The sequence below is a fragment of the Oscillibacter sp. KLE 1745 genome, assembly GCF_000469445.2.
In the GTDB taxonomy this organism is placed as follows: Bacteria; Bacillota; Clostridia; order Oscillospirales; family Oscillospiraceae; genus Oscillibacter; species Oscillibacter welbionis.
The window spans coordinates 44,341-47,952 of record NZ_KI271766.1; the positions used below are offsets into that span (position 1 = coordinate 44,341).

Genomic DNA, 3,612 nt, shown 5'->3' on the forward strand with positions numbered 1-3,612 from the left:
TTTGATGTCTCAAAAAGAAAATGGGGGGCGCATCTGCCAGACATCATCATAGCTGCCTTTCCCCGCTGAAACGGGCGGCCTTACAACTGCATATCCTCATTTTCAAATAAAGGAAGGTACACAATCATGGATAAGGTTCTGAAAATCGGCATCATCGGCTGCGGCGCCATCGGCAAGGATCACTGCCGCCGCATTATCGAGACGGTCCCCGGCGCCACGGTCGTGGCCGTCAGCGACTATGTGGCTGCTGCCGCCGACGAGACTGCTGCCAAGTACGGCATCAAGTCCTATGGCAACGATTGCGACGGCATGATCAAGGACCCCGAGGTGGAGGCCGTGGTCATCACCTCCATCGATCCTACCCATCACGACTACGTCATGAAGACTCTGGCAGAGGAGAAGTGGTGCTTCTGTGAGAAGCCCCTGAGCCAGAACGCCAAGGACTGCGAGGAGATCATCCGCCGGGAGCAGGAGATCGGCAAGCGGCTGGTGCAGGTGGGCTTCATGCGCCACTATGATCGGGGTTACGCTGAGATGAAGCGGATCATCGCCTCTGGCGAGCTGGGCAAGCCCCTCATCATCAAGGCCTGCCACCGCAACGTCTCCCAGGGCCCGGGCTTCAAGACCGAGAACGGTGTCACCAACGTCGCCATTCACGAGCTGGACATCTGCCGCTGGCTGCTGGATGACGAGTATGAGGACGTGCAGTGCGTGAAGGTCCGCCAGTCCTCCAACTCCGACAAGGGCTATGATAACCCCCAGGTGATGCTGATGCGCACCAAGAAGGGCTGCTTCATCGATGTGGAGGTCCAGGTGGCCGACGGCTACGGCTATGACATCCAGTGCGAGGTGGTCTGCGAGAACGGCACCGTCAAGCTGCCCGATCCCTACGCCGTGGTGTGCCGCTCCCGTCCCGCCGGCTGGGACAGCGTGAAGCCCGCCGAGTCCATGCCCATCATGACCGACTGGAAGGAGCGCTTCATCGAGGCTTATGACATTGAGTTCTGCAAGTGGGTGGAGTCCGTCCATGCCGGCAAGCTCACCGGCCCCTCCTCCTGGGACGGCTACGTGGCCTGCGTGGCTGGCGACGCTCTGAACGCCTCCCGCGGAACCTCTCAGTTCCTGAAGGTGGAGACCATGGAAAAGCCGGAAATGTACAAGTAATCTGCAAAATCAAGCGCAAAAAGGCCGCCCGGGAGGGCGGCCTTTTTGCGGGGATCCCCTGGGAAGCGTGAAGGGTCGAGAGTTGAGAACGAAGAGCGCTGCTGTTTGGATAGAAGCTGCCTCTTCGTATCTCTGATTTCCACCCCTCACGTTTTGCTCTGTTGGAGGGCTTGTTTCTTTTTGTTTCCAATCGTTCACAAAATCTCCCTTGTTTTCGCGGTCGGAAGGCTGTACCATAAAAACAGAACAAAGAAGATCAGACGGCCGTCCGCGGCCGGAAAGGAACGATATGAACATACGAAAGAAGATCCTGACTCGCTGCGGCGCCCTGCTGACGGCGGTTCTGGTGCTGGCCCCAACCGCCCTGGCGGCGGAGGCTGAGATACCGTACATCCCCCAGACTGTCCCGGCGGCCCAGCTTGCTCCGGCAGACCAGAGGGGGCAGGAGGACTGGCAGCTGCTGCTGGTGAACCCTTGGCACACGGTGCCGGAGGGATATGAGATCAAGCTGGCCACGTTATCCAATGGACTCCAGGTGGACGAACGGATCTATGATGATCTGGATGACATGCTCTCCGACTGCCGGGAGGCGGGCCTGAACCCCATCGTCTGCTCCGCTTACCGGACAGAGGCCACCCAGACCCGGCTGTACCGGAACAAGGTGGCGCGGGTCCGGGCCTCCGGTGTGCCGGAGGACCGGGTGGAGGCGGAGGCCGCCCGGTGGGTGGCCAAGCCCGGCACCAGCGAGCACCAGACCGGCCTGGCTCTGGACATTGTAGCCGCCGGCTATCAGATCCTGGACGAGGAACAGGAGGACACGGCGGAGCAGAAGTGGCTGATGGAGAACAGCTGGAAGTACGGCTTCATCCTCCGTTATCCTTCGGAGAAGAGCGACATCACAGGCATCGGGTACGAGCCTTGGCACTACCGTTACGTGGGCAAGGCGGCGGCAGCGGACATCTACCGCACCGGCGTCTGCCTGGAGGAGTATCTGAGCCAGGAGGGGCCGGAGGCGGAGCTGGCGCCTGCGCAGACAATCCGGCAGGCGGCCCCGGCATCCGGCTCTATGGAGACCGCGCCGCAGGGGGCGGCGGCCATCTGAAACTGCATCCACATACACGGCGGGGAAACCCGCCGTGTATATTTTCTCTGAATTCCTACTTGACAAATAGGATTTTTTGTGAGATAACTATACCATAGTAATTAACTGGGAAAAGGAGTGAACCAGATGAAGATTTACGCGGACAACGCGGCCACCACTCGGGTGAGCGACACGGCGCTGGCGGCCATGACGCCCTGCTTTCAGGAGATCTACGGCAATCCTTCCAGCCTTCATACGCCGGGACAGCGGGCGGCGGAGAAGCTGGCGGCCGCCCGGGCGATCTTTGCACGGAACCTGCATGCGGATCCCCGGGAGATCACCTTCACCTCCGGCGGCAGCGAGGCGGACAACCAGGCCCTCCGTACCGCGGCGGCCTTAGGGGAGAAGCGGGGCAAACGTCATATCGTCTCAACGAAATTCGAGCACCATGCCGTGCTCCATACCCTCCAGGCCCTGGAGCGGGAGGGCTTTGAAGTAACCCTGCTGGACATTCCGCCGGACGGTGTGGTGACGGCGGAGCAGGTCCGGGATGCCATCCGGCCGGACACTTGTCTGGTGAGCGTCATGTTTGCCAACAACGAGATCGGCACCATCCAGCCCATTGCCGAGATCGGCGCCGTCTGCCACCAGGCGGGGGTCCTGTTTCACACGGACGCGGTCCAGGCGGCAGGCCACCTGCCCATCGATGTGGAGGCGATGCAGGTGGACCTGCTGTCCCTCTCCGCCCATAAGTTCCATGGGCCCAAGGGCGTGGGAGTGCTGTACGCCCGGCGCAGTATTCCTCTGGCTACGCTGATCCATGGCGGTGCCCAGGAGCGGGGGAAGCGGGGCGGCACGGAGGACATCCCCGGCATCTGCGGCGCTGCGGCCGCCTTTGACGAGGCCTGTGCCACCATAGAACAGAACGCCGCCTACCTCACGCCTCTGCGGGACAGGCTGATCGCCGGCCTTACCGCCATCCCCCACACCGCGCTGAACGGCGATTCGGCCCGGCGGCTGCCGGGGAATGTGAACGTGTGCTTCGAGGGGATCGAAGGGGAGTCCCTGCTGTTGCTGCTGGATGAAAAGGGCATCGCCGCCTCCTCCGGCAGCGCCTGTACCTCCGGCTCCCTGGACCCCAGCCATGTGCTGCTGGCCCTGGGGCGGCCCCACGAGGTGGCTCACGGCTCCCTCCGGCTGAGCCTGAGCCATGAGAACCGGCCGGAGGAGATCGACTATATCCTGGAGGTCCTGCCGGGGATCGTGTCCTATCTGCGGGGCATGTCCCCTGTGTGGGACGAGCTGGAGACCGGCCTGCGGCCGCATCTGATCTGAAAGACCAGCTATAAAAAGTCAAGAGGAAAATG

The 3,612-nt window shown here is 61.9% G+C and carries 3 protein-coding genes; all 3 read left to right on the forward strand.

Annotation, left to right across the window (positions count from 1 at the left end; all coding sequences use genetic code 11):
• Positions 1-126 precede the first annotated feature (126 nt).
• The 3 genes from HMPREF1546_RS15960 to HMPREF1546_RS15970 all read left to right on the forward strand — a co-directional run bounded on the left by HMPREF1546_RS15960 (position 127) and on the right by HMPREF1546_RS15970 (position 3,580).
• Positions 127-1,164, forward strand: coding sequence for a Gfo/Idh/MocA family protein (locus tag HMPREF1546_RS15960; protein ID WP_021748895.1), 1,038 nt, complete (start codon positions 127-129; stop codon positions 1,162-1,164).
• A gap of 289 nt (positions 1,165-1,453) precedes the next feature.
• On the forward strand, positions 1,454-2,266 hold the full coding sequence (locus HMPREF1546_RS15965) for a M15 family metallopeptidase (protein ID WP_021748894.1): 813 nt from the start codon (positions 1,454-1,456) through the stop codon (positions 2,264-2,266).
• A gap of 126 nt (positions 2,267-2,392) precedes the next feature.
• On the forward strand, positions 2,393-3,580 hold the full coding sequence (locus HMPREF1546_RS15970) for a cysteine desulfurase family protein (protein WP_021748893.1): 1,188 nt from the start codon (positions 2,393-2,395) through the stop codon (positions 3,578-3,580).
• The last annotated feature ends 32 nt before the right edge of the window (positions 3,581-3,612 follow it).

Excerpts from the sequence above, each read along its gene's own strand:
- HMPREF1546_RS15960 (WP_021748895.1), top strand. The coding sequence starts at position 127 with ATGGATAAGGTTCTGAAAATCGGCATCATCGGCTGCGGCGCCATCGGC.
- HMPREF1546_RS15965 (WP_021748894.1), top strand. The coding sequence starts at position 1,454 with ATGAACATACGAAAGAAGATCCTGACTCGCTGCGGCGCCCTGCTGACG.
- HMPREF1546_RS15970 (WP_021748893.1), top strand. The coding sequence starts at position 2,393 with ATGAAGATTTACGCGGACAACGCGGCCACCACTCGGGTGAGCGACACG.